Source organism: Rhodobacter sp. P2_H5 (assembly GCF_056403335.1).
Genome location: NZ_JBFUFS010000026.1, coordinates 1 through 24,423 on the forward strand (window position 1 = coordinate 1; position 24,423 = coordinate 24,423).

Annotated in this window: 24 protein-coding genes and 1 pseudogene; 11 read left to right on the top strand and 14 right to left on the bottom strand. The window is 65.0% G+C overall.

Features of this window, described 5'->3' with window-relative positions; translation table 11 throughout:
- Window positions 1-209 (top strand): annotated as a pseudogene (locus tag AC1DVR_RS21435) (hypothetical protein); the annotation flags it as partial.
- 85 nt (window positions 210-294) lie between these two features.
- Here the strand turns inward: AC1DVR_RS21435 and AC1DVR_RS21440 are convergent.
- Window positions 295-930 carry an aminotransferase class IV family protein gene (locus AC1DVR_RS21440; protein WP_478002656.1) on the bottom strand — a complete coding sequence of 212 codons (636 nt, stop codon included), beginning with the start codon at window positions 928-930 and terminating at the stop codon, window positions 295-297.
- Window positions 888-2,027 (bottom strand): aminodeoxychorismate synthase component I, encoded by a 1,140-nt coding sequence (locus tag AC1DVR_RS21445; RefSeq protein WP_478002657.1) that lies wholly within the window; start codon window positions 2,025-2,027, stop codon window positions 888-890. Before AC1DVR_RS21445 ends, AC1DVR_RS21440 begins: the two co-directional genes overlap by 43 nt.
- 253 nt (window positions 2,028-2,280) lie before the next feature.
- Here AC1DVR_RS21445 and AC1DVR_RS21450 point away from each other — a divergent pair, with 253 nt between their 5' ends.
- Together AC1DVR_RS21450 and carB are read left to right on the top strand one after the other, a co-directional pair.
- A complete protein-coding gene (locus tag AC1DVR_RS21450; RefSeq protein WP_478002658.1) occupies window positions 2,281-3,840 on the top strand; it encodes an amino acid permease in 1,560 nt (519 codons plus the stop codon).
- 171 nt (window positions 3,841-4,011) lie between these two features.
- Window positions 4,012-7,341 (top strand): carbamoyl-phosphate synthase large subunit, encoded by a 3,330-nt coding sequence (gene carB / locus AC1DVR_RS21455; RefSeq protein WP_478002659.1) that lies wholly within the window; start codon window positions 4,012-4,014, stop codon window positions 7,339-7,341.
- A gap of 159 nt (window positions 7,342-7,500) precedes the next feature.
- Here carB and AC1DVR_RS21460 read toward each other — a convergent pair whose 3' ends face one another.
- On the bottom strand, window positions 7,501-7,890 hold the full coding sequence (locus tag AC1DVR_RS21460) for a hypothetical protein (RefSeq protein WP_478002660.1): 390 nt from the start codon (window positions 7,888-7,890) through the stop codon (window positions 7,501-7,503).
- 64 nt (window positions 7,891-7,954) lie between these two features.
- Window positions 7,955-8,710, bottom strand: coding sequence for a hypothetical protein (locus tag AC1DVR_RS21465; protein ID WP_478002661.1), 756 nt, complete (start codon window positions 8,708-8,710; stop codon window positions 7,955-7,957).
- A gap of 246 nt (window positions 8,711-8,956) precedes the next feature.
- Between AC1DVR_RS21465 and msrA the strand changes: the two genes are divergently transcribed.
- Window positions 8,957-9,613, top strand: a complete 657-nt coding sequence (gene msrA / locus AC1DVR_RS21470; RefSeq protein ID WP_478002662.1) for a peptide-methionine (S)-S-oxide reductase MsrA — start codon at window positions 8,957-8,959, stop codon at window positions 9,611-9,613.
- A 3-nt stretch (window positions 9,614-9,616) separates the two neighbouring features.
- Here msrA and AC1DVR_RS21475 read toward each other — a convergent pair whose 3' ends face one another.
- Window positions 9,617-10,291, bottom strand: a complete 675-nt coding sequence (locus AC1DVR_RS21475) for a TetR/AcrR family transcriptional regulator (protein WP_478002663.1) — start codon at window positions 10,289-10,291, stop codon at window positions 9,617-9,619.
- Window positions 10,292-10,481: 190 nt separating this feature from the next.
- Here AC1DVR_RS21475 and AC1DVR_RS21480 point away from each other — a divergent pair, with 190 nt between their 5' ends.
- Window positions 10,482-11,369 (top strand): 50S ribosomal protein L11 methyltransferase, encoded by an 888-nt coding sequence (locus AC1DVR_RS21480; RefSeq protein ID WP_478002664.1) that lies wholly within the window; start codon window positions 10,482-10,484, stop codon window positions 11,367-11,369.
- A 105-nt stretch (window positions 11,370-11,474) separates the two neighbouring features.
- Window positions 11,475-11,825 carry a hypothetical protein gene (locus tag AC1DVR_RS21485; RefSeq protein ID WP_478002665.1) on the top strand — a complete coding sequence of 117 codons (351 nt, stop codon included), beginning with the start codon at window positions 11,475-11,477 and terminating at the stop codon, window positions 11,823-11,825.
- Between the two features lie 125 nt (window positions 11,826-11,950).
- On the opposite strand, the gene AC1DVR_RS21490 is transcribed toward AC1DVR_RS21485, so the two are convergent.
- Entirely contained in the window at window positions 11,951-12,154 is a 204-nt protein-coding gene (locus AC1DVR_RS21490) for a DUF1127 domain-containing protein (RefSeq protein WP_478002666.1), read from the bottom strand.
- Window positions 12,155-12,456: 302 nt separating this feature from the next.
- Here AC1DVR_RS21490 and ruvC point away from each other — a divergent pair, with 302 nt between their 5' ends.
- From ruvC to ruvB, 3 genes are read left to right on the top strand one after another with little or no spacing between them, the layout of a single operon-like run.
- Window positions 12,457-12,969, top strand: coding sequence for a crossover junction endodeoxyribonuclease RuvC (gene ruvC / locus AC1DVR_RS21495; RefSeq protein WP_478002667.1), 513 nt, complete (start codon window positions 12,457-12,459; stop codon window positions 12,967-12,969).
- Complete coding sequence (gene ruvA, locus AC1DVR_RS21500; RefSeq protein WP_478002668.1) at window positions 12,966-13,637, top strand: Holliday junction branch migration protein RuvA; 672 nt, start codon at window positions 12,966-12,968, stop codon at window positions 13,635-13,637. Before ruvC ends, ruvA begins: the two co-directional genes overlap by 4 nt.
- A complete protein-coding gene (gene ruvB / locus AC1DVR_RS21505) occupies window positions 13,638-14,663 on the top strand; it encodes a Holliday junction branch migration DNA helicase RuvB (protein ID WP_478002669.1) in 1,026 nt (341 codons plus the stop codon).
- Here the strand turns inward: ruvB and AC1DVR_RS21510 are convergent.
- The 3 genes from AC1DVR_RS21510 to AC1DVR_RS21520 all read right to left on the bottom strand — a co-directional run bounded on the left by AC1DVR_RS21510 (window position 14,660) and on the right by AC1DVR_RS21520 (window position 17,247).
- The gene (locus tag AC1DVR_RS21510; protein WP_478002670.1) at window positions 14,660-15,817 is read right to left on the bottom strand and encodes an MFS transporter; all 1,158 of its coding nucleotides are present in this window, start codon (window positions 15,815-15,817) and stop codon (window positions 14,660-14,662) included. The two genes, ruvB and AC1DVR_RS21510, sit on opposite strands and share 4 nt — an antisense overlap.
- Before the next feature lie 120 nt (window positions 15,818-15,937).
- Complete coding sequence (locus AC1DVR_RS21515) at window positions 15,938-16,384, bottom strand: methylated-DNA--[protein]-cysteine S-methyltransferase (protein ID WP_478002671.1); 447 nt, start codon at window positions 16,382-16,384, stop codon at window positions 15,938-15,940.
- Window positions 16,381-17,247 (bottom strand): LysR family transcriptional regulator, encoded by an 867-nt coding sequence (locus AC1DVR_RS21520; RefSeq protein ID WP_478002672.1) that lies wholly within the window; start codon window positions 17,245-17,247, stop codon window positions 16,381-16,383. The genes AC1DVR_RS21515 and AC1DVR_RS21520 overlap by 4 nt, the downstream gene beginning before the upstream one ends.
- An 85-nt stretch (window positions 17,248-17,332) precedes the next feature.
- Between AC1DVR_RS21520 and AC1DVR_RS21525 the strand changes: the two genes are divergently transcribed.
- A complete protein-coding gene (locus tag AC1DVR_RS21525; RefSeq protein WP_478002673.1) occupies window positions 17,333-17,494 on the top strand; it encodes a hypothetical protein in 162 nt (53 codons plus the stop codon).
- A gap of 33 nt (window positions 17,495-17,527) precedes the next feature.
- Here the strand turns inward: AC1DVR_RS21525 and ileS are convergent, their stop codons facing one another.
- Both ileS and AC1DVR_RS21535 read right to left on the bottom strand, forming a co-directional pair.
- Window positions 17,528-20,530, bottom strand: coding sequence for an isoleucine--tRNA ligase (gene ileS / locus AC1DVR_RS21530; protein WP_478002674.1), 3,003 nt, complete (start codon window positions 20,528-20,530; stop codon window positions 17,528-17,530).
- 203 nt (window positions 20,531-20,733) lie between these two features.
- The gene (locus AC1DVR_RS21535; RefSeq protein WP_478002675.1) at window positions 20,734-21,864 is read right to left on the bottom strand and encodes an aromatic ring-hydroxylating oxygenase subunit alpha; all 1,131 of its coding nucleotides are present in this window, start codon (window positions 21,862-21,864) and stop codon (window positions 20,734-20,736) included.
- A gap of 158 nt (window positions 21,865-22,022) precedes the next feature.
- On the opposite strand from AC1DVR_RS21535, the gene AC1DVR_RS21540 reads away from it, so the two are divergent.
- Window positions 22,023-22,406: a DUF2237 family protein gene (locus tag AC1DVR_RS21540; RefSeq protein WP_478002676.1), complete on the top strand. Its 384-nt coding sequence runs from the start codon at window positions 22,023-22,025 to the stop codon at window positions 22,404-22,406.
- On the opposite strand, the gene AC1DVR_RS21545 is transcribed toward AC1DVR_RS21540, so the two are convergent.
- The 3 genes from AC1DVR_RS21545 to AC1DVR_RS21555 all read right to left on the bottom strand — a co-directional run bounded on the left by AC1DVR_RS21545 (window position 22,403) and on the right by AC1DVR_RS21555 (window position 24,138).
- Entirely contained in the window at window positions 22,403-22,924 is a 522-nt protein-coding gene (locus AC1DVR_RS21545) for a helix-turn-helix transcriptional regulator (protein ID WP_478002677.1), read from the bottom strand. The genes AC1DVR_RS21540 and AC1DVR_RS21545 overlap by 4 nt on opposite strands.
- Before the next feature lie 106 nt (window positions 22,925-23,030).
- Window positions 23,031-23,549 carry a hypothetical protein gene (locus tag AC1DVR_RS21550; RefSeq protein WP_478002678.1) on the bottom strand — a complete coding sequence of 173 codons (519 nt, stop codon included), beginning with the start codon at window positions 23,547-23,549 and terminating at the stop codon, window positions 23,031-23,033.
- 139 nt (window positions 23,550-23,688) lie between these two features.
- Window positions 23,689-24,138 carry a hypothetical protein gene (locus tag AC1DVR_RS21555; protein WP_478002679.1) on the bottom strand — a complete coding sequence of 150 codons (450 nt, stop codon included), beginning with the start codon at window positions 24,136-24,138 and terminating at the stop codon, window positions 23,689-23,691.
- Window positions 24,139-24,423: the final 285 nt, after the last annotated feature.

Consider the following 24,423-nt stretch of genomic DNA (forward strand, 5'->3'; position numbering starts at 1 on the left):
GTCGCGACGAATTCGCCCGTGGCGAGGTCCATATCAACGGCATCGAGGCCTTCTGGGGCTACGCCAAAACCCGCCTCGCCCGCTTCCGCGGCCTAAGCCCCAAAACCTTCCCCTTGCACCTCAAGGAATGCGAGTTCAGATACAACAATCGCGGCAAGAACCTGACCAGGATCCTGCTCAAAATCTGCCGCGAAAACCCGCTCTCCTAGTCAAGACCCTCTGCGAAAAATCAAATTCGCGTCGCGACGGGCCCCATACACTTGATTTTTCGCAGAAAAATCGTGGGGCCCGCCCTTAACCTTTCGATTTTTCGTCGAAAAATCGGGCGCGGATCAAACCGCGCAGGCTGTTGCCCACCCAGAGCCGCACCTGTCCGAGATCACGCGCCAGCAAGGTCTCTTCCGGCGCGGCAAGTGCCGCGCGCAAGACCCCGGGCAAGAGGCCCGAGGCCAGCGGCGGCGTCCGCATCCCCTGCCCGCGGTCGAAGAAGACCGTGGTGATCGTGCCGTCACAGACCTCGCCGCGTTCGTTCAGGAAAACGACCTCGTCCACCCCCGCCGGCAGCGAGGTCCGCGCCGCATCATAGGCCGCCCGCCGCGTCGTCTTGACCCGCAGCCAGGGGTCGGCACTGTCGAGCCGGGCCGCGGCCAGGCCCACCACCCATTCCGCCTTGGCCTGCGGCAGGGGCGCGCGTTCCATCGCGAGGCCCCCTTGGCAATCCAGTGTCAGACGCAGGCGCAGGGCCTCTGCGGGAAGGCCGGTGAATAGGTCCGCGACGGACCCCGGCGCCGGCCAGCCCAGCGCCCGGGCCGAGCGGGTCAGCCGCGCCTCGTGCAGCGCCAGCCGCGGCACCCCAGCGCCGTCCCACAGCATCGTCTCGATCAATCTCAGCCCGGGGTCGAAAGCCCCGTCAGATAGCGCGCTTTCCAATGTGCCTCCTCCCATTCGCCTTCACAGGTCGAATCCTGCACCACGCCGCCGCCGACATTGAGCGTGATCTGCGCGCCCTTTAGCGTCAGCGTCCGGATCGCCACCGAAAAGCAGCTCTCCCCGTCGGGGGCCATCCAGCCCACCGCACCGCAATAGGCACCTCGGGCGAAGGGTTCGACCTCGCGGATGATCTGCATCGCCCGGATCTTCGGCGCGCCGGTGATCGAGCCGCAGGGGAAAAGCGCCGGCATCAGACAGGCCATGGCCGGCGCGGCCTCCAGCTGGCCCACGACGCGGCTGACCATCTGATGCACCGTCGCATAGCTTTCCACCGCGAAGAGCTGCGGCACCTTGACCGAACCGACCCGGGCGATCCGCGAGATATCGTTGCGCAACAGGTCCACGATCATCAGGTTCTCGGCGCGGTTCTTCTCGGACAGGCGCAGCTCTTCGGCCAGTTCCGCATCCTGCACCGGGTCGGCATCGCGCAGCGCCGTGCCCTTCATCGGGCGGCTTTCGATGCGGCCGCCGGCCTCGGTGCGCAGGAACAGCTCGGGCGAGCGCGAGACCAGAACGGGCAGCCCTTCCCCCAGATCGACGAAAGCGCCGAAGCCCACCGACTGCCGCGACCTCAGCGCGCCGTAAAGCCCGAGGGGAGTGCCCGCGGTCAGGCGGCTTTTCAGCGGAAAGGTCAGGTTGATCTGGTAGCAATCCCCGGCCGCGATATAGTCCTTCACCCGGGCAAAGGCCGCCGCATAATCGTCGCGCGTGATCGCGGGCGTGACGGGCGCGACCCGGACCGCGGCTGCAGCCCCGGCCGCCTGCGCCAGAAGGGGAGCGGCATCGCGCGGCCCGTCATAGAGGCCAAAGGCCAGAAGCGGGCCGCCGGCTTCGGGCATCAGAGGCGCCAGACGCTCCTCCAGCGCATAGCCCGCCTCATAGGCGATCCAGCCCGCCACCCAGAGCCCGCGCGCGCGCGCCGCGTCAAGCGCCGCCAGCGCCGGGGCGACCTCGGCCGCCTCGCGCGCCACGACCAACCCCAGGGCCCCGTCGAACAGCGCCGCCTGCCCTTTCGGGCCGTGTTCCAGCAAGATCATCCGATCTCTCCTTTGGCCCTTCACCTAGTGCCGAAAAGCCCCTCATGCCACCCGGCTTTTGCCCGGTTTTTCGAGGAAAGCGACATGCGGACCCGCAAAGCTCCGTTTCCCTTCTGTAAATATCTATTCAGCGCTGGACAGACTGTAAAATCAGCGCTTCTCTTGCATTGGGCGGACAGAAAGTCGCGGCCCCACAACAAGAACACGGCGCAAAGACCATGGTTCAAACACCACGGCACGGAGAGGGATAACAATGGCAGCGGACGACTATACCGACAAGGACCACCATGAGGACGTCAAAGTCCTGCATGGCATGGGCTACGCCCAGGAGCTTTCGCGCTCCATGTCCAAATTCTCGAACTTCGCCATCTCGTTTTCGATCATCTGCATCCTGTCGGGGGGGATCAACTCCTTCGCGCAGGCGATAGGTTCGATCGGGGGCGCAGGTGCAGGCATCGGCTGGATCGTGGGCTGCGCCCTCTCCGCCATGTTCGCCCTGTCGATGGCGCAGATCGCATCGGCCTTCCCGACGGCGGGCGGGCTTTACCACTGGGGTTCGATCCTGGGGAACCGGTTTGTCGGCTGGCTGACCGCCTGGCTGAACCTTCTGGGGCTGATCACGGTTCTGGGCGCCATCAACATCGGCACCGCCTATTACTTCGCCGGAACCTTCGGCGCCAATTTCGGTTTCACCGGCACCGACCCGCAGATCGTGATCTTCGTGGCCGTGATCACCGCCATTCAGGCGCTGTTCAACCACCTCGGGATCAAGATCACCAGCTTCCTGACCGATATCTCGGGCTATATCATCTTCGTGACCACCGCCGCCCTGGTTCTGGGCTGCCTGATCTACGCCCCCTCGCTGGACCTCTCGCGGCTCTGGACCTTCACCAACTACTCGGGTGAGGCTGGCGGCAATGTCTTCCCGCAGTCCGACAACATGGGCTACCTCTTCCTTCTGTGCCTGTTGCTGCCGGTCTATACGATCACCGGTTATGACGCTTCGGCCCATACGTCGGAAGAGACCAAGAATGCCGCCATGTCGGTGCCCAAGGGTATCGTGACCTCGGTCTTCTGGTCCTCGCTGATCGGTTGGATCATGATCTGCGCGATCATGCTGGCCATTCCCGACATGAAGACCGGTGCCTCGCAGGGCTTCTCGGTGTTCTTCGCCACGATGGACGCCATCCTGCCCGCCGGGCTGAAACTGGCCATCTACATCGGCATCCTGATCGCGCAGTTCCTTTGCGGTCTGGCCACCGTCACCTCGGCCTCGCGGATGCTCTTCGCCTTCTCGCGCGATGACGGCATGCCGATCGGCTCCAAGGCGCTGTCGACCGTTTCGCCCAAGTACCGCACCCCGGTCACCGCGATCTGGACGGCGACCGTGCTCTGCATCCTCTATGTGCTGCTCGCGATGATGGTCAAAGTCGGCGGCACCTCGATCTATGTGATCGTGGTGAACTCGACCCTGGTCTTCCTGTTCCTGTCCTTCACCGTGCCGCTGGTGGCAGGCTTCTTCGCTTATGGCACCAAGAAATGGCCGAACCCCGGCCCCTGGGCGATGAGCGAAGGCGTCTACAAGCTGGTCACCGTTCTGTCGGTGGTCGGCATGGCGGTGATCCTGTTCATCGCCGTGGCCCCGCCGAACGAGGTGGTGCTGTGGATCGTGCTGGGCTTTATCGCTCTGGCGCTGATCCTGTGGTTCGCGGTGGAAAACCGCCGCTTCGAGGGTCCGCCGACCGGTGACCGCATCGCCGCCCGCAAGGCCGTGATCGCCGCCGCCGAGGCCGCCGTAGGCGAAAAGATGTAAGCACGCTTTGCGCGGATTTGGGGCCGGGGGGAAACCTCCGGCCCCTTTTCGTTGCGCGCACCACCCCGCCTTCGCCGCGCCGCGCAATGCCTGGCCCCAAGGCCCGGAATCCCCTTGCGCCCCCGTCCGGCATGGCTATAACCCGGCAAGTTTTGCCGTAAGGGGGCCGCCATGCCGAAGAGAACCGATATCAAATCCATCATGATCATCGGAGCCGGTCCCATCGTCATCGGCCAGGCCTGCGAGTTCGATTACTCGGGCGCGCAAGCCTGCAAGGCCCTGCGGGAAGAGGGCTACCGGGTGATCCTGGTCAACTCCAACCCCGCCACGATCATGACCGACCCGGGGCTGGCGGATGCGACCTATATCGAGCCGATCACCCCGGAAGTCGTGGCCAAGATCATCGAGAAAGAGCGCCCCGACGCCCTGCTGCCCACCATGGGCGGCCAGACCGGGTTGAACACCGCACTGGCCTTGGCCGACCTGGGCGTGCTCGACAAGTTCAACGTCGAACTGATCGGCGCCAAGCGCGAGGCCATCGAGATGGCCGAAGACCGCAAGCTGTTCCGCGAGGCGATGGACCGGATCGGGTTGGAAAACCCCAAGGCCACCATCATCGCCGCCCCGAAACTCGCTTCCGGCAAATATGACATCGCCGCTGGCGTGGCCGAGGCGGTCGCCGCCCTCGACTATGTCGGCCTGCCCGCCATCATCCGCCCCGCCTTTACCCTCGGCGGCACCGGCGGCGGCGTGGCCTATAACCGCGACGACTATGAGGCCATCGTGCGCTCCGGCCTCGAAGCCTCGCCGATGGCGCAGGTGCTGGTCGACGAGTCGCTGCTCGGCTGGAAGGAATACGAGATGGAGGTGGTGCGCGACACCGCCGACAACGCGATCATCGTCTGCTCGATCGAGAATATCGACCCGATGGGCGTCCACACCGGCGACTCGATCACCGTGGCCCCGGCGCTGACCCTGACCGACAAGGAATACCAGATCATGCGCAACGGCAGCATTGCCGTGCTGCGCGAGATCGGGGTGGAGACCGGCGGGTCCAACGTGCAATGGGCGATCAACCCCGCCGATGGCCGGATGGTCGTGATCGAGATGAACCCGCGGGTGAGCCGCTCCTCGGCGCTGGCCTCGAAAGCCACTGGCTTCCCGATTGCCAAGATCGCGGCGAAACTGGCGGTCGGCTACACGCTGGACGAGTTGGACAACGACATCACCAAGGTCACCCCGGCCTCGTTCGAGCCGTCGATCGACTATGTCGTCACCAAGATCCCGCGCTTTGCCTTCGAGAAATTCCCCGGTTCCTTGCCGAACCTGACCACCGCGATGAAATCGGTGGGCGAGGTCATGGCGATTGGCCGCACGATCCACGAATCGATGCAGAAGGCGCTGGCTTCACTCGAAACCGGCCTGAGCGGCTTTGACGAAATCGCCATCCCCGGCGCGCCCGATCGTGTGGCGATCACCAAGGCCCTGTCGGAAGCCACCCCCGACCGGTTGCGCAACATCGCCCAAGCGATGCGCCACGGCTTGTCGGACGACGACATCAACGCCATCACCGCCTTTGACCCCTGGTTCCTCGCCCGGATCCGCGAGATCATCGAGGCCGAGGCCGTGGTCCGCGCCAAGGGTCTGCCGGTCACCGCCGACGGCATCCGCAAGCTGAAGATGATGGGCTTCACCGATGCCCGTCTGGCCAAGCTCACGGGGCGTGACGAGGCGCAGGTCCGCCGCGCCCGCCGCAATCTGGGTGTGAAGGCCGTCTTCAAGCGCATCGACACCTGCGCCGCCGAGTTCGAGGCGCAGACGCCCTATATGTATTCGACCTACGAAGCCCCCGCGATGGGCGATGTGGAATGCGAAGCCCGTCCGAGCGCGGCGAAAAAGGTCGTCATCCTTGGTGGCGGCCCGAACCGGATCGGTCAGGGCATCGAGTTCGACTATTGCTGCTGCCATGCCTGCTATGCGCTGACCGCTGCCGGCTATGAAACCATCATGGTCAACTGCAACCCGGAGACGGTTTCGACCGACTACGACACCTCGGACCGTCTGTATTTCGAGCCGCTGACGCTGGAACACGTCCTCGAAATCCTGCGGGTCGAGCAGGAGAACGGCACGCTGCATGGCGTCATCGTCCAGTTCGGCGGGCAGACGCCCTTGAAGCTGGCGGATGCGCTCTTCAAGGAAGGCATCCCGATCCTCGGCACCACGCCCGATGCCATCGACCTCGCCGAAGACCGCGAGCGGTTCCAGCAGCTTCTGCACAAGCTGGGCCTGAAGCAGCCGCACAACGGCACGGCGCGCTCGCGGGACGAGGCGTTCAAGGTCGCCAAGGATGTCGGCTACCCGCTGGTGATCCGTCCCTCCTTCGTTCTGGGTGGCCGTGCGATGGAAATCATCCGCGATGACGCCCAGCTGGAACGCTACATCGCGACGGCGGTTCAGGTCTCTGGCACCTCTCCCGTCCTCCTTGATTCCTACCTCTCCGGTGCGATCGAGGTTGACGTGGATGCGTTAAGCGACGGTAAAGAAGTCCATGTCGCGGGCATCATGGAGCATATCGAGGAAGCTGGCGTCCACTCGGGCGACAGCGCCTGCTGCCTGCCGCCGCACTCGCTGTCGGATGCCACGGTCGAGGAGCTGAAGCGTCAGACCGTCCAGATGGCGCTGGCCCTGAACGTCGTCGGCCTGATGAACGTGCAGTTCGCGATCAAGGACGGCGTGATCTATGTGCTGGAGGTCAACCCGCGGGCCTCGCGCACCGTGCCTTTCGTGGCCAAGGCCACCGACAGCGCGATTGCCTCCATCGCGGCCCGTCTGATGGCCGGGGAAAAGCTGGCCAACTTCCCGATGCGCCCGGCCTATCCCGCAGGTGTGGGTCCCGACACCCCCCTGCCCCTGATGGACCCGCTGACGCTCGCCGATCCGAAAACCCCGTGGTTCTCGGTCAAGGAAGCCGTGCTGCCCTTCGCCCGCTTCCCCGGCGTGGACCCCGTCCTCGGGCCGGAAATGCGTTCGACCGGCGAGGTGATGGGCTGGGACCGCACCTTCGCCCTGGCTTTCCTGAAAGCCCAGATGGGCGCTGGCGTGATCCTGCCCGAGGCCGGCCGCGCCTTCGTCTCGATCAAGGACATGGACAAGACCGAAGCCTTTGCCGAGGCGATGAAGGGCTTGATTTCCTTGGGTTTCGAGATTGTCGCGACCAAGGGCACCTCGGCCTGGCTCTCCACCCAAGGCGTCGCCTCGACCCCGGTCGCCAAGGTCTATGAAGGCCGCCCGAACATCGTGGACCGCTTGAAGGACGGCGAGATCGCCCTGGTGATGAACACGACCGAGGGCACCCAAGCCATCAGCGACTCGCGCGATATCCGCCGCGTCGCCCTGATGGACAAGATCCCCTACTTCACCACCGCCGCCGCCGCGATCGCTGTGGTCGAGGCGATGAAGGCACGGGGTGAGGGTTATGGAGTGCGGACCCTGCAGGGGTGACGGCTTAATCCGAGGCGGAACAAAGGGCGGGGACTTCCCCGCCCTTTTCCGTTCATCCAGAGGTTTCGATGCAAGGTGCAACCGGTTCGCGGCACCCGTGTCGGGACGCGGCAAGTATTGCCTGCGGTGCGAGCCACCTGCCCTGATCGTCCCCGCGCCTCAGGCCGGGTCTTTGCTCCAATCCCGCACCATCTCCACCCAAACCATCGTCGGGCTGGCACTTCCGCCCGTGTCGAACCCCACCACCGCGGTTCTCGGCCATTGGCCGGTGCGGCGTTTGTGCAGGACCTCGGCCAGGATCTTCGATCCGATGTGCATCAGGGGGCCCATCAGGGCGAAGGCGGCGAAGATGGTGAAGGTGGCGGCGCCGTTGCCGAGCCAGGGGTCCAGCGCCCAGGGTTTCACCAGAAAGGCCGCGATGCCCAGGAGGATCGGGCCATAGCCCAGCACGATTGGCCCGCGCAGGGGGCCGAGCGGCAGGCAGAGGTCGTAGACCCAAAGATAGGCCGGGACGATGTGGCGCAGGAGGGTGGTCAGGACTGCGGGCAAGAGGTGCTCCTTGGCCAGAGGGGAGAAGGGCGCGGCGGAACGGACGGGCGGGGCCTTGCGGCCATCACCCTTGCGTCAGCAGCGGGCAATCGGCGATCTGGTCGGCGAAGATCGAGCTGCCGATCACCTCCAGCACGCGGTCGCGGTTCAGGATCCGCGTCGTCGCGGGCGACAGGGTGCCGGCGCGAAATGGCACCTTCACCGGGTGCGGGGCCACGTTCAGCAGCCGGCAGATATCGGCCATGAAGGCATCGCCCCTGCCCTTCAGATCTTCGTAGAACCATTCGATATGGTCGTGCTGGGCAAACTCGCGCCGGATCAGGTTATAAGAGGCATAAAGGTACTGCATCATGTTCAGGCAGGCCGGGATATCGACCTGCAGGTCCACCACCTCGGCATATTGGCTGGACAGATAGTCCTTGCGGTTGGGATGCCAGACGCCCGAGGCCTTGGCCCGCTGGTCGCTGAGGAATTTGTTCAGGAAATTCCGGCGGTTGAGGAAGATGATCTTGACCGACTTGTCCTGCCGCAGGGCGCGCCAGATGTCCGAGGTCACCCGGTTCTCGCGGCAGTGGAAGTAGAAGAGCTTGAAGCCGCGCGCCTTGTCTTGCAGCTCCGGGTTGTCAAAGCACTGGCGGCGGGCAAAGTCCATGGCGCTGGAGGTGCCGTCCCAGATCTCGCCCGCAAGCTTCGTCCGGTTGGCGGGAACGCCGTTGAACGGCTCCATGAAGGCCGCGATTTCAGGATGGTCCTGCATGTTCTGCGAGCAGAAATTGGTCCCGGCGCGGCCATGCGACAAGATCACATAATTTGGTTTCATCGCTGGACCTTGCCTCGATTTGCAGATGCACGCGTCCTCCGCAGCACCGATCGGCAGAAGGCTACCAAGCCCATCCCGGGCTGGCAACCAGTTGGCGCCGCTTGGCCGGGCTTGCTGCCCCGGTTGCCCGATCCGGGGCAGCGGAGGACGCTTTGGGTCAAAAGCGTTGACGTGAACGTGAAGCCCCTACCAAGTGGGGGTGCGCCCCCCTATATTCCCCGCATCCCCCCACACAAGGAAGCCGCGATGTTTCTCTTTGACCGCCGCAAGATGGATATGGTCACCCCCGACAAGGCGCTGCCGGGTCGGGCCGAACCCCTGCCCACCGCCGACACGCATTTTCTGAGCGGGATCAAGCTCAAATCCGCCGTCCCCGCAGGCTTTGACGAGGCGATGTTCGGCATGGGCTGTTTCTGGGGCGTGGAGCGGAAGTTCTACAACATCCCGGGCGTCTGGCTGACGATGACCGGCTATGCTGGCGGCATCACGCCGAACCCGACCTACAAGGAAACCTGTACCCAGCTGACCGGTCATAACGAGGTGGTGCGGGTGATCTATGACCCGAAGGTCGTGACCTACGCCGAACTGCTCAAGACCTTCTGGGAGGGGCATGACCCGACCCAGGGCATGCGGCAGGGCAATGACGTGGGTTCGACCTACCGCTCGGGAATCTATACCTATTCCGACGCACAGGCCCAGGCGGCCGCGGCGAGCAAGGCCGAGTATCAGGCCGCTTTGACCGCCAAGGGCTTTGGTGCCATCACGACCGAGATCCTGCCGGCACCGACCTTCTACTATGCCGAGGATTACCATCAGCAATATCTGGAGAAGAATCCCGGCGGCTATTGCGGCATCGGCGGCACCGGCGTCACCTGCCCGATCGGGCTGAAGGTCTCGGCCTGAGGCTCAGCCGGCCAGATCGGCCTCGATGCCGCGGATCAGCAGTGTGATCCCCTCGGCAAAGCTGGCCGCGTTGCGATCGGCCCCGAAATGCGGGCCGATCGCCATCAGCGCGGGAAAGTCGCGGCGGGCGATCTCGAAGGGCACCGGCGCCGTCGCGGAATAGCGGGCTATGGTGGCGGTGGTCTCGGACAGGCAGGCGCCGACGAGATAGTGGCGCAGGAAGCGGAAGTGCCTTGCACGGGCTTCCTCGTGCAGCCCGGCCCCTTCGAGGATGGTGGCGATCGCCTCCAGAAAGGTCAGCCCGGCGCGGTTGTTCATCCGGAACGTCGCGAAATGCTGGAAGAATCCGGGATGGTTCAGCGCCATCTGCCGGTAAGCGGTCGAAATCGCGTGCAATTGCTCTTGCCAGGTGCCGGCGCGGCCAAAGACCATCGCCTCGGCCAGAAGGTCATCGACCAGGGCCTCGAAGAGATGCGTCTTGGACGGGAAATAGTGGTAGATGCTCATCGCCTGGCAACCAAGGGCGCGGGCGAGATTGCGAAAGCTGAAGGCCTCCAGCCCGGATTCGTCGATCAGGAGCAGGGCGGCCCTGGTGATCCGGCTGATGGACAGCGCGGGGCCTCGCGGCCTGCGGGTCTTGGGGAGTGGCGTGTCGGGCGGCTCCCGTCCTGAGTCCATCAACTGCGTTGCACCTTCACCAAAGGGCTCTGCGAGACCAGAGCCGTCACAACGGGATTCTCTCAACCTTGAGGCGCGGCAAGTCAACCTCCAACGCGTATAAGGCACTGTGGAATCTGGCAACTTGACGCAAGACGCGGCGGGGCTTAACGCCCTTTCCGACAGTTTGATTCGCCTGAAAGGCCGCCCCATGCCAACCTATACCGCGCTGACCACCCTAGCGGGCGAAGACGCCGCCACCGCCCTTGCGGAAGCGATGGAGAAGATGACCCCCGAGCCGACCGGCGTGGGCGTCTTCGAGATCGAGGACGATTCGGGCCTGTGGGAAGTGGGCGCCTATTTCCTGGAGCCGCCGGACCTTGTGATGCTCGAGGTCTTCGCTCTCGCCTTCGAGGCCCGTCCCTTCGCGATTTCCGAACTGCCCGAAGTCGATTGGGTCGCCAAGGTGCGCCGCGAACTGTCGCCGGTCGAGGCCGGGCGTTTCTACGTCTATGGCAGTCATGACGCCGACAAGGTGCCCGAGGTTCTGGCGCAAGGCGGCCGCATTGCCCTGCAGATCGAGGCGACGGTGGCCTTTGGCACCGGCCACCACGGCACGACCCTGGGCTGCCTGCGCGCCTGGGACCGGCTTTACAGTGAAGGCGTCCGCCCGGCCAAGGTCGCCGACATCGGCTGCGGCACCGCCGTTCTTGCGATGGCGGCTGCGGCAGTTTTGCCCGAGGCCCGGGTGATCGCCTCCGATATCGACCAGGTGGCGGTGGATGTGGCTGCGGCCAATGTGGCGATCAACCATATGGAAGGCCGGATCGAGTGCCTGGAGGCCGCAGGTTTCGCGCATCCCGCGATCAAGGCCGCAGCGCCCTTCGATCTGATCTTCGCCAATATCCTGAAAGGCCCGCTGATCGAGCTCGCCCCGCCGATGGCGGAAAACACCGCGCCGGGCGGGCTTGTCATCCTCTCCGGCCTGCTGGTCGTTCAGGCCGAGGCGGTGACCGCGGCCTATGTCGCCAATGGCTTCACCCCGGTCTCGCGCGAGGATCTCGGCGAATGGTCCGCTTTGGTCTTGCGGCGAGACTAAGGCAATCTGCCCAAACCGGGTCGCATTGACCATAAAAGTCTCATTTCTGCCATAATCCCGGCGTAACCCCGCTTTGCGGTGGGGGCCGCATTCGGGAGTTCTGGCATGGCCAACCCAAATATGACTGATTTCTACGGGCGGGTCGCCCGTATCGAGAAGGCGCGTGCAAAGGGCTATGGGTTCGAGGCTGCCGGGACGCTCGGCCGCTCGCACTACCGCAAGCCGGCACCGCGCCGCAGGTCCCTGATCGGGCCGATCCTGTTCCTGGCGCTCTGTGCCATCCTGCTGAAAGGCACGATGTATCAACAGCTTGGCGACGTTACTTTCAACAACCGCGTGGCCGATCTGATGGCGGGCGACGGGATGGAGAAGGTCGGCGGCTGGCTGATGCAGGCGGACCCGCTGACGGTCTATACCGCCGGGCGGATCGAGGCCCTGCTCCTCAAGATCAAATGAAAAGAGCCTGCCCTGATGTCGCCACATTCAGGGCGGGCCTTGCCTGATCTCGGTTCAGGTTTCAGCTTTGGAAATGCAAAAGGCCGCTGCGGGATGCAGCGGCCTTGAACATCTTGATCGGGCGCTCAGCGGCCGATAAGCTCGATATCACCGCGGCACAGGCCGATATCGTCGAGCTCACGGTTCGACAGACGGCTGAGCGATTTGCGGGTGATGCGGGCCGAATTCCAGGCCTTCATCGCTTCGAGCGCATTGGTCACGGTTTGGACCATGCGGAAAACGGTGATGGCGCCGAACGGCGCCGCGCGGGACGTCTCATAGGCGGCCATAGCGGGTAGTCCTTTCAAAAACTGCATAAGCTGGAAGCGCGTATTCGCTTCGGATGCACACGAAATAGTCGGTGTGCGAACATTCGACAAGATGAGCCTCAGCAAGGCCGCCTTGCGTGCCGTGCATGACAGGTTCGGGTTCTTTCCTGTTGTTTTTATTAACTAAAACTCGAATGACGTGCAATCGTGTCGTTTTTCGCGTCCGGAGTGGCGCTTTCGTCCCGGGGTGCCGCGGCGGAAAGCCCTTGGCGGATGTTCTCTTTTCGTGCTAGCTTTGGCCCAACAAAAACAAAGGGGTAGGGATGCGGGTTCTTGGCATTGATCCGGGCTTGCGAAACCTTGGCTGGGGCGTGATCGACGTGGCAGGGGCGCGACTCACACATGTCGCAAACGGTATTTGCCATTCGGATGCGGGCGACGGCGAACTGGCGCAACGGCTGGTTTCGCTGCACACGCAGCTGACGGCGGTGCTGCGCCGCTATGCGCCCGATGCGGCGGCGGTCGAACATACCTTCGTCAACAAGGACGCCGTGGCCACGCTGAAACTGGGTCAGGCGCGCGGGATTGCCTTGCTGGTGCCGGCGCAGGCGGGTCTCATCATCGGGGAATATGCGCCCAATGCGGTGAAGAAGGCCGTGGTGGGTGTCGGCCATGCCGCCAAGGCGCAGGTCGACCATATGGTGCGCCTGCAGCTGCCCGGGGTGGAGATTGCGGGGCCGGATGCGGCGGATGCTCTGGCCATTGCGATCTGCCACGCGCATCATCTGCAAAGCGCGGGCCGGTTGGAGGCTGCGGTCAGAAGGGCAGCGGGATGATCGGCAAACTCTCGGGTGTGGTGGATTGGAAGGGTCTGGATCAGGTCCTTCTGGATGTGCGGGGCGTGGGCTATATCGTCCATGTCAACGACCGCACCCTGGCCGCTCTGCCCCCGGTGGGTGAGGCTGCGGCCCTTTACACCGACCTTCTGGTCCGTGAGGATTTGTTGCAGCTTTTCGGCTTCCTGACCCTCTTGGACCGCGAATGGCACAAGCTTCTGATGACGGTGCAAGGGGTTGGCGCCAAAGCCTCGATGTCGATCCTTGGCGCCCTCAGCGCCGAGGGCGTGGCCCGCGCCATCGCTTTGGGTGATGCCCGTGCCATTCAGGCCGCGCAGGGCGTCGGCCCGAAACTGGCGCAGCGCGTGATCCTGGAGCTGAAGGCCAAGGCCCCCGGCATGATGACCCTGGGCGGCACGATGCCCGCCACGGCGCATGAGGTGATCGAAGCGCCCGAGGCCCCTGCCCCGAAGCGCCGCGCCGCAGCCCCGCCGCCCCCGGTCTCGAACCGCGCCGCCTTCAGCGCCGATGCGCTTTCGGCGCTGGTGAACCTCGGCTATGGCCAGGGCGAGGCGGCGCAGGCCGTCATGACCATCTCGGCCGAACAGCCCGAGGCCGATACCGCCACGCTGATCCGCGCCAGCCTTAAACTGCTGGCGCCCAAGTAAATGGACGAGAAGCGCCCGATCAGCCCGCAAAAGCAGCCCGAGGACATGGACCGGGCGCTGCGCCCGCAGAGCCTTGACGATTTCGTGGGGCAAGCCGAAGCCCGCGCCAACCTGCGCGTCTTCATCCAAAGCGCCAAGCAGCGCGGCGAGGCGATGGACCATACGCTGTTCCACGGCCCTCCGGGTCTGGGCAAGACCACCTTGGCGCAGATCATGGCGCGGGAATTGGGCGTGGGCTTCCGGATGACCTCAGGCCCGGTGCTGGCCAAGCCCGGCGATCTGGCCGCGATCCTGACCAATCTGGAACCGCGCGATGTGCTGTTCATCGACGAGATCCACCGTCTTTCTCCGGTTGTGGAAGAGGTGCTCTATCCGGCCCTTGAAGACTTCGCCCTCGATTTGGTGATCGGCGAAGGCCCCGCCGCCCGCACCGTGCGGATCGAGCTGCAGCCCTTCACCCTAGTCGGGGCCACCACCCGTCTTGGCCTTCTGACCACGCCGCTGCGCGACCGCTTCGGCATCCCGACAAGGCTGGAGTTCTATACCGAGGCGGAGCTTGACCATATCGTCACCCGCGCTGCCCGGCTTCTGGGTGTGGAAAGCGACCCCGAAGGCACGATGGAGATTGCCCGCCGCGCCCGCGGCACGCCGCGCATCGCCGGCCGCCTGCTGCGCCGCGTGGTGGATTTCGTGACTGTCGAGGGCGATGGCCGCCTGACTCAGGCGATTGCCGACAGCAGCCTGTCCCGGCTCGGCGTCGATCACCTGGGCCTGGATGGCAACGACCGCCGCTACCTCACGCTTCTGGCCGAACATTATGGCGGCGGCCCGGTCGGGGTCGAGACCATCGCCGCGGCCCTGTCAGAAGCGCGGGATGCGATCGAAGAGGTGATCGAACCCTTCCTTCTGCAGCAGGGCCTGATCCTGCGCACCCCGCGCGGCCGGATGCTGGGGCAAAAGGCCTGGCGCCACCTGGGGATGGAGGCGCCGCGCCTGCCCGGCCAGACCGACCTGTTCGACGGCTAGGCGGTCACGCCATCCGCCGCCTCGGCCTTGGTCGCAAGACAGGCCGCGGTGAACAAAAGCCCTGCCACCACCGCATAGGTGAAGCGAAAGCCGACATGCTGGGCGACAAAACCGATGATCGAGGGGGCCAGCATATAGCCCGAATAGCCGATCATCGTGGTCGTGGCGATGCCCGAGCCTGACGGCAGCCCCGGGTAATTCCCGGCAGCCGAGAACACGATCGGCACCATGTTGGCAACCCCGATGCCCGCCAGGGCAAAGCCCGAAATGGCCACAAGGTCGGTCGGCGCCAGCGCCGCTAGCATCAGCCCTGCCGCGCCAATCCCACCCGAAACGCGCAGCGTCTGCACCGCGCCAAAGCGGTTGCGCACCGCATCGCCCATGAAGCGTACCAGGGCCATGGCGCCGGAAAACAACCCGAAGGCCAGCCCCTGCCGCGTAAGGTCCGCGCCAAGCTGCTCTTTCACATAGACCGCCGCCCAATCCAGCACCGCGCCCTCCGGCACCATGGAACAGAGCGCCATCGCCCCCAATAGATAGAGGATCGGCACCTTCGGGAACATCCGGGCCTTGGGCTTATTGGCATGCGCCAGATGCGGCGGATCGCTCACGATGAAGCGGGCGGCCAAAGCGACGCAAACCACGCCGATCGCCGCCACCCCCAGGGCCTGCGCGCCATAGCCAAAGGTCGCGATGGCCTGGCCCCCCAAGGCGCCACCGATAAAGCCGCCCAGGCTCCAGAACCCATGCGAGGAGGACATGATCGCCCGGCCCAATGACCGCTCCACCATCACCGCATTGGCATTGACCGCCACATCCATGCAGCCGCCAAAGGCGCCGAACAGAAACAGGAAGGGCATGGCGAGCCAGGGTGTCGGCGCCAGAACCATCAGGGGCAGGATCGGGATGAAAAGGACCGCCGAGGTCAAAAGTACCCGGCGCGAGCCATGCGCCGCGATCAGCTTGCCGGCGAACAGCATGGCCACCACGGCGCCCAGACCGATCACCAGGATCAGGACCCCCATGAACCCGGTGCGCAGCCCGTGCCGCTCCATCATCTGGGGGATCTGCGGCGCCCAGGACCCCATGTTGAAGCCGTTGATGAAGAAAAGGGACGCCACCGCCCAACGGCCCCGGATCGCCTGCCTGTCCATGTCTGCTCCTGTTTTGCGCCTTGTACCGGGCGGCCGCAGCGGGGAGAAGCCATGACGACGCTTTGGATTTGCACGAATTTTGACATGCCGGTGCGTCAGGGCCCTTCCGCCCCGCAGGCGTCAGATCAAAAGACCCGCCGCGCCCTCGTGGCGCAGAAGCCAGACCTTGGTCTCGACCCCGCCTTTGGCGGAGAAACCGCCGAGGGTCTTGGCCCCCAGGACCCGGTGGCAGGGGATCAGGATCGGCACCGGATTGGCGCCGCAGGCCTGGCCGACCGCCTGCGCCGGGGCCTGCACGGCGCGGGCGATGTCGCCATAGGTCAGGGTCTCGCCAAAGGGGATCGCCGCCATGGCGCGGCGCACCTTTTCGTGCAGGCCGGTGCCAAAGGCCAAAGGCAGGTCGAACCGGGTCAGGGTGCCGACGAAATAGGCCTGCAGCTGGGCCAGACCCTCGCGGATCAGGGGCGTGGCTTCCTCGTCGCTGGCGCGCCAGTCGAGAGAGACGATGACGCCCTCCGCCTCGCGCAGGCTGATCGGGCCGAGGGGGCTGTGCCAAGTCGCCGTCATGTCACACCTGCCAGCGGCCGAAAGGCCTCGCGCAGCGTGTCGACCAATCCTTCGATGGCCGGCGAGGTGCCACGCGGGTTGCGCCGCAGCACCACGCGCGACCGGTCGATGACGGGGAAACCGTCCGCCTCGGTCAGCTCCCGGCAATCCGGCGGGATCGTGCTGCGCGAGATCGGCGCAATCGCAAGTCCGGTGCGCGCCGCGATCCGCAAGGACCCCGCCGTGTCGCATTCAAAGGCCTTGCGCCAGCCGATCCCCTGCTGGTCCAGCGAGCGCAGGGCGAAGTCCCGACACCAATCGCCGCGGAAATAGAGCGCCACCGGCACCGGCCGTTGCAGATGCAGCCCATGCGAGACCGAGGCAACCCAGACCGTGGGGTCGATGCCCAGAACCTCGCCGTCCGCGGTGTGGCTGCTGTCAAACACCACGGCGAGGTCGATCTCGTCAGCCTCCAAAGCGCGGAGTTGCGGGGCGGTGAAATCGCAGCGCACCGTCACCTCCACCGCCGGATGGCGGGCGCCAAAGGCCGCAAGGGCGCGTGGCAGCACGGTTTCGATATATTCATCCGGGATGCCGATCCGCACCGGCCCATCCAGCGGCTTTTCCCGCAGCGCGGTGGCGGCTTCCTCCAACAACCCGGTGACCCGCCGCGCATAGGGCAAAAGCTGCGCACCGCGCGCGGTCAGCGCGACGCCCCTTGGCAGGCGGTCGAACAGGGGCTGGCCGAGGCTGTCCTCCAACCGGCGTATCTGCATCGAGACTGCCGATTGCGTCCGCCCCAGCCGATCGGCTGCGGCGGTGACCGATCCGGTCTCGGCCACTTCCAGAAAGCTGCGCATCAGGTCACTGTCGAGCGGGATCATGTCTGCCATCAATCGGGGCGATAGCAGGCATAATGGATATTCGTTTGTCTTATGTCAATCCAAAGCCCAAACCGGGGCCATGCTGATGACATTCCTCACAAACCTCCGGCAACGCCGGGCAAGACGCGCCTCGATGGGCTGGCTCTTGCGCCGCGCCGATGACCGCTATCTTGCCGACATCGGCCTGACGCGGCACGAGCTTGAACAGCTTCTCGCGACAGAAGCCGCGCCCCGCACGTGTCCGTAGGATGGGCAATCTGCCCATCTTGCCGGAGCCGGATCAGCCCAAAGCGGCGTTGCACCGTTCACAGGTACCGGGGTGCTTGTGGCTGCCGACATCGGGCAGAACCCGCCAGCAGCGCTCGCATTTCTGCCCATCCGCCTTCTCGAAGACCACCCCGATGCCCGGCACTTCCGGCAAGCGGAAGGCTTCCGGCGGTTCGTCGTCGCCGGTCATCTGGATGGCGGAGGTGATGCAAAGCTGGGCGAAATCCACCGATTTCAGCGCCGCAAGGATCGCGGTTTCGGCAACATGGACCACCGGGGCCGCCTCCAGGCTCGCGCCGATCACCTTGGCGGTGCGCTGCACCTCCAAAGCGCCGGTGACCACGCGGCGAGCGGTGCGGATGCCCTCCCACTTCGCGGCAAGTCCCGGGTTCAGCCAGGCCTTTGGCGTCTCGGGCATGTCTTGCAGGTGCAGGGAGGAGTCCTCGCCGGGGAAGCGGCAGAGCCAGACCTCCTCCATCGTGAAGACGAGGATCGGCGCCAGCCAGGTCGTCAACCGGTGGAACAGGATATCCAGCACGGTCCGCGCCGACCGCCGGGTCAGGGCCGAGGGCGCATCGCAGTAGAGGCTGTCCTTGCGGATGTCGAAATAGACCGCCGAAAGATCGGTGGTGGCGAAGGTGAAAAGCTTCTGGAACACGCCCTGGAAGTCGTACTTGGCATAGCCTTCGCGGACTTCGGTATCCAGCTCGGCCAGACGGTGCAGCACCCATTGCTCCAGTTCGGGCATCTCGTTGGCCTCGACCCGCTCGGCTTCCGAGAAGTCCTTGAGGTTGCCCAGAAGGAAGCGCATCGTGTTGCGCAGGCGGCGGTAGCTGTCGGCGACGCCTTTCAGGATCTCTTTCCCGATGCGCAGATCGACCGTGTAATCGGCCTGCGCCACCCAAAGCCGCAGGATATCGGCGCCGTATTCGTCGATCACCGCTTGCGGCGCCACGGTATTGCCAAGCGATTTGGACATCTTCATGCCCTTCTCGTCCAGCGTGAAGCCATGGGTCAGCACACCGCGATAGGGTGCGCGCCCCTTGGTGCCGCAGGCCTGCAGCATCGAGGAGTGGAACCAGCCGCGGTGCTGGTCGGTGCCCTCCAGATAGAGGTCGGCGATGCCGTCCGAACTGCCATCCTCACGGTCGCGCAGCACGAAAGCATGGGTGGAGCCGCTATCAAACCAGACGTCCAGCACGTCGAAGACCTGTTGGTAGGCCGCAGGATCGACGATGCCATGCAGCATCTTTTCCTTGAAGCCCTCCACATACCAGACATCGGCGCCCTCGGCCTCAAAAGCCTCGCGGATGCGGGCGTTCACGTCGGGATTGCGCAAGAGGAAGTCGGCGTCGGTCGGCTTGGCACCGACCTTGGTGAAGCAGGTCAGCGGCACGCCCCAGGCGCGCTGGCGCGACAGAACCCAATCCGGCCGCGCTTCGATCATCGAATGCAGGCGGTTGCGCCCGGTCTGCGGCGTCCAGGTCACCAGCTGGTTGATCGAGTTCAGCGCCCGCTTGCGGATCGTGTCGCCATAGGTCGAGAGGCCATCTTCCAGCGGCTTGTCGATCGCCACAAACCATTGCGGCGTGTTGCGGTAGATCAAGGGCGCCTTGGAGCGCCAGGAATGCGGGTAGGAGTGCTTCAGCTTGCCCTTGGCGAAGAGAGTGCCCGTCGCCGCCAGTGCCTTGATATTGCTGACATTGGCGGGACCTTCCTTGCCTTCCGGCGTCAGGATCGCCTGACCGCCGAAGACCGGCAGATCCTTGCGATAGCTGCCGTCGGCCTCGACGTTGTAGGTCATCGGCAACTGGAACTTCAGCCCCATCTGATAGTCGTCATCGCCGTGGGAGGGGGCCGTGTGGACAAAACCGGTGCCCGTATCGTCGGTCACATGGTCGCCGGGAAGCAAGGGAACGTCATAGTCCCATTCGCCGTTGCCGCCTTCGATGCCGCGGTAGGGGTGAGCGAGGATGAGCGCTTCAGGGTTGAAGCGCGACAGGCGACGAACGGCGGAGGGTTCGAGCTTTGCTGCCGCAAAGACCGCCTCAGACAGCTTATCTGCAACGATGACCCGCTCAAGAGAAGTGGAGCCGTCCTCTGCCGTGCGCGTGACTTCATAGAGACCGTAAGCAATCGTCGGATTGAATGAGACGGCGCGGTTTTGCGGGATGGTCCATGGGGTCGTGGTCCAGATTACAACCGACAGCGGCACTTCGTTGTGCAGCGCCTGTGCAATTGCATGAAAACCTTCCACATCGCCCTTATTGAATTCCTCCTCGCCAATTTCGGCAACGTTCTCAGTGAATTCGCCTTGGCCCAAAACCTTAAACCTAACCCAGATCGTATGGCTGGTCAGGTCGTGATACTCGACCTCCGCTTCGGCCAGCGCGGTCTTCTCCACCGGTGACCACATCACCGGCTTGCTGCCCTGATACAGGCTGCCGTTCATCAGGAACTTCATGAACTCGTCGGCGATGACCGCCTCGGCGTGGAAGTTCATCGTGAGGTAGGGGTTGTCCCAGTTGCCGGTGATGCCGAGCCGCTTGAACTCGGCGCGCTGCACGTCGATCCAGCCCTCGGCGAACTTGCGGCATTCCTGGCGGAAGGCCACGACGTCCACGTCGTCCTTGTTCAGACCCTTGGCGCGGTATTGCTCCTCGATCTTCCATTCGATCGGCAACCCGTGGCAATCCCAGCCCGGCACATAGCGGGCGTCCTTGCCCATCATCTGCTGGCTGCGCACCACCATGTCCTTCAACACCTTGTTCAGTGCATGGCCGATGTGGAGGTGGCCGTTGGCGTAGGGCGGGCCGTCGTGCAGGGTGAAATCGGCGCGCTTGCCGCCATCGGCGGCCTTTTTGGCGCGCAACCGGTCGTAGACGCCGATCCGCTCCCACCGGGCCAGCCAGTCGGGCTCGCGCTGCGGCAGGCCTGCGCGCATCGGAAAGTCGGTTTCGGGCAGGAAGACGGTGTCGCGGTAGTCGGGGGCGGTCGCAGGCGTGTCAGCGCACATCGGGGCGGTCCTTTGGGGGGTGGGCCCTCAAGGAGGGCCTGAAAGGGGGCGTGGTTCGGTCAGGCGGCATGCGCCAAAATCCCGGCGTCTGGGGTCAGGACGCCGGGCCGATAATTCGGGCGATGATCACGCGGAGGAATTCCATGCCGGCCTTATAGAAAAGGCCGGAGGCACGGTAAAGGGGAAGCGGTGCAGATAAAACCTCAACTCCCGGCATGCAGGCCCATCTGATCCAGCACCCAGATGCCCAGGGCCTGCACCATGTCATCACGGCCCGAAAGCGGCCCGGGACGGTAGAGCGCGGAGGAAAGCGCCCTTTGCTGCTTTTCCAGGATACCGACATCCTCGCGCCCGACCCTTTCCCAGCGGTCGTAATAGGGTGCGGCGCGGGTCTCGAAATCGGGCTGCTCCAGCCGGGAAGCGGGGAAACAGCCGCCAATCTCCAGCCGGGATTTGTCGGCGGAAATGGGGGTGACGTTCAGCCACCAGAGGCAATCCTGCGCCACAGCGAATTGCATCGTGGGCAGGGCCACGGTGAAATAGGTGCCCAAGCGGGCGTCATCATCGAGGCCGGGGATCGGATCGAAGGGCGGAACCGTGTCGGACAGGGTGGCGATGGAACGGCCCGAAATCACCTGGATGCAGATCCAGTTGCCCTGGGTCGGCAGGGTGCGCGAGGTCTGCGCCCCCACGGTGTCGCGGTGGACGATACCGGTGTGATAGGTCTCCATCGCGTTCTCGAGGATCAGTTTCCAGTTGCACTGCGGTTCCAGCGTCACGGTCCAGGTGCATCGCATTTCTTCCGGCCGATGCGAGGCGAAGCGGTCCGGCAGGTCGCCCAGATGTTCGGCGAGCGTCGGRCCATCGGCCGCGAAACGGGCGAAGACGAAGCCGGCCCAGCTGTCCACCGCCAGCGGCACCATGCCGTTTTCGCGGCGGTCAAAGCCTTCGGCGTCCTTCATGTCGGGGCAGCCGTAGAGGCGGCCATCTGCGAGGTAGCTCCAGCCGTGATAGGGGCACATGACCTTGCCGCCAGTGTTGCCCTGCCCTTCCAGAAGGATCGAGCCGCGGTGGCGGCAGTAATTGGCAAAGCAGCGCAGGACGCCGTCCGACCCGCGCAGGGCGACGATCGGGCCGCCGGGGCTGTCGAAGGCGCGGTAGTCGCCGGGCTCGGGCAGCATCTCCTCGCGGCAGAGAAAGAACCAGTGGCGCAGGAACAGGGCCTCACGCTCGCGGGCAAAATGGGCGGGGTCGGTGTAGAACCCTGCAGGCATCGACCGGGCCTGCGGCAGGGGGGCGGTGGCGGCAGTCAGGTCGGCGGGGGCGAGCGTCATGCTGGGTCCGTGGGGCAAGGGGGTTTGCCGCCGATGATAGCCGGCAACGGCGCGATTGCACCTGTCAAGCGCGCGCCTTGGCTGTTCAAATTTGGAATTCGCGCTAGATTGCACCTGCGTCGGGCATCTTGCCCGATCAAGCGGGCAAAGGACGCGCGATGAAAGAGCCATCCATCAATGTGCTGGGCGAGGCGCTGGCCCCCTGCTCGACCAAGCCGCTGACCGGGTTTTTCCGCAATGGCTGCTGTGACACCGGGCCGGCGGATCGCGGCCAGCACACGGTCTGCGCGGTGATGACGGCGGAATTTCTGGCCATGTCGAAATACCTCGGCAACGACCTGTCGACGCCCCGGCCGGAATACGGCTTTGCCGGGCTGAAGCCGGGAGATTGCTGGTGTCTGTGTGCCGACCGCTTCCTGCAGGCGCATGACGAGGGGGCGGCGCCGCAGGTCAACCTCAAGGCCACCCACCGCCGCACGCTCGACGTGGTGCCGCTGGAGGTTTTGCAGGCCAATGCGGTGCCGGAAAAGGGCGCGCGCTAGCCGTTGGCCACGGCCTTAAGGGGCGGGCGCACGGTATTGTCGTCGCGCATCAGGTCGTCGATGAACAGGCTGAGGAGCTGCGAGCGCCCCGAGACGCCGGCCTTGCGGTAGATCGCATTGGTCTGCGCCTTGACCGTCCCTTCGGAGGTGGAGCGCAGCAACGAAATCTCGGCCGTCGACATGCCCTTGATCGCGAAAAGCGCCACGTCGCGTTCGGCGGGGGTCAGGCCCCATTCGGTGAAACGCTCCTCCAGCAGATCCAGAAAGGCGCCCGAGGCACGGCGCAGCCGTTCCTGCGCCTTGTTGCGGTCCTGCACCGCGCGGCGCATCGCAAGCCCGCCCAGAACCGCGCCGATGATCAGGCCAAGGGCGGCCCCCATCTCCAGCAGTTCGCGGGTTTCCCAGGACAGCGGCGCGGCTTCAAAGCCAAGAAGCGAGGAGAAGACATCCGAGACGAACAGGATCGCGCAGAGCGCCTGCGCCAGAAACACCAGGGCGACGATCGCAAGCCGCCCCATCAAAACGCTCCGCGGCAGGGAATGTCACATGCGCAGCCGACAGGCGCGCCGCCGAGATGACCGCACGCCATTGCCTTGCCCCCGAAACCTTCACGCCGCAAAATGCTCAATCTTCCTTGCCCTTGCCGCCACCCTTGTCGCCGCCCTTGCCGCCAGATCCGCCTCCGGAGTCTCCCCCCGAGTCGCCGCCAGAATCACCACCAGAGTCACCGCCGGAATCGTCTCCGGAGCCATCGTCAGACCCACCGCCCGAACCGGAATTGCCGCTCGAACCGTCATCCGAGCCAGAGCCGGATCCAGACCCGGAACCGGAGGAACTGTCTTCCACGTCATCGACGATCGGCCGGCCGGAGGCGACGCCGTTGCGGGTGATCCAGGTGTCGCGCAGGATCTCTCCGGTGCGCGGGTTCAGGATGATCTCGCGCTGGCCATCCTTGCGGTCCGCCAGGATGCGCTCGCGCCCGAGCCAGGTGGTTTCCTTGGAGATGGTGGAAAAACCCTGCCTTTTCAACTGGGCCGCAACCTCGTCGCCGAAAGGCGAGGCGGAGGCCCGGCCTGCGGCAAGCCCGCCTGCAGACAGGGCAAGGGTCGCGGAGATTTGGCTCAGAAATTGGCGTCTTTGCATGGTCCACCCCGGTCTTGCCGGCTGTTGGGAACTGTATCAGCTATCCACGTTCCTGCGGCAAGGGCTGTCTGTGGATAGGGAAGCGCGGGACGGCGGGCCCCCGCTGACGGGCCCGCCGGATTTTAGGGCGGTGGCGGGCTCAGTCTTCACCGCCGCCTTCGCCGCCATCATGGCCTGAACCGCCATGATCGCCGCCGTCATGTTCGGACTCGTGCTCCGATTCGTGCTCGGTCTCGCCGCCGGTGCCGTTGTCGTCCCCGGCGTCGTCGTTCAGATCCTCGGGGTCGCTCCCCGAGTCATCGAGAAAATCCTTGTCGGTCGCGGCGATTTTCGTGACGCCGGAGCCTGCGCCGCGCGCCACGGAATCCTCCTGCTTCAGGATGGCACCCGAGGTCGCGTCATAGACGACCTCGACCCGCGCATGGTCGCGCACCGCCTCGACCTTGATCTGGCTCGGACCCTGGGTGACATGCACGTCGGAATAGCCCTCGGCCTGATAGGCGGCGGCAAGTGCCGCGGGGGTGACGCTGGCCAGCGCCATGTTGGCGGTCAGGACAAGTCCTGCGGACAGAAGAAGAATGCGTTTCATGGTTATTTCCTTGAAGGGGACAGGGAGATCCGCCGCAGGAACCAGACTTAAAGATCAAGCCACCCTGCCCGGCCAACGCCCGGGATCATCGCCGCGAAGTAGCGCCCCCAAGTGGGACAGGCTTGGGGGAAGCGCGGGCGCGGGCAGGGTGGAACAGGGCAGCCGCCTGGGGACAGGCGTCGCATCGCATCCCTGGCATATGGGGGATGAACAGGTGCGATACCGCTGCTCTGGTGTCTCGTGTCTGGGTCTGGTTCCTGTCGGTTGGGAAAGCCACCCAAGAAG